Source organism: Streptomyces tateyamensis, assembly GCF_003205575.1.
In the GTDB taxonomy this organism is placed as follows: Bacteria; Actinomycetota; Actinomycetes; order Streptomycetales; family Streptomycetaceae; genus Kitasatospora; species Kitasatospora tateyamensis.
Map to the genome: position 1 here is coordinate 1 of NZ_PYBW01000386.1, position 444 is coordinate 444.

At 77.3% G+C, this 444-nt stretch carries 2 protein-coding genes; both read right to left on the reverse strand.

Features of this window, described 5'->3' with window-relative positions; all coding sequences use genetic code 11:
- Nucleotides 1-241 (reverse strand): Na(+)/H(+) antiporter subunit B (locus tag C7C46_RS33850; protein WP_110673632.1); only part of this gene is annotated, 241 nt, incomplete at its 3' end.
- The coding region (locus C7C46_RS33855) for a monovalent cation/H(+) antiporter subunit G (RefSeq protein ID WP_146259356.1) at nucleotides 238-444 on the reverse strand (207 nt) is incomplete at its 5' end. The genes C7C46_RS33855 and C7C46_RS33850, both read right to left, overlap by 4 nt.

The following is a 444-nucleotide window of genomic DNA, read 5'->3' on the forward strand; positions in this document are numbered from 1 at the left end:
GGCGGCGGAACCGGCGCACCTGGCGGACGGCGAGCAGGATCAGCAGGGGGGGGACGGCGGTGCCGACCCCGAGCTGGGAGAGCGCCACGTCCGGGGCCTGCAGCACCGGGAAGAGCACGGTGAGGGTCAGCCCGAGCAGGGCGAGCACCACCGCCTGCCGGGCCGGGTCCCGGGTGAGCGCGGCCCCGGTGGCGGCAACCGCCACCAGCAGCAGAGCCAGCACGACCAAGGTGTCGCTCACGTCCGGTCCGCCTCCTCGCGCCGCAGCGTGGTGCGGCCGATCGCCATCGTGGTCACCGTGCCGCCCACCGCCAGCAGCGCGCCGATGACCAGCAGCTTCGCCGCGCCGCGCCCCGGGCCGGTCTCCACCGCCAGGGCCAGCGAGATCAGCGGGGCGCCGAGCGAGGAGGCGGGGGAGAGCGCGTGCAGGCGCAGGTACGGGGC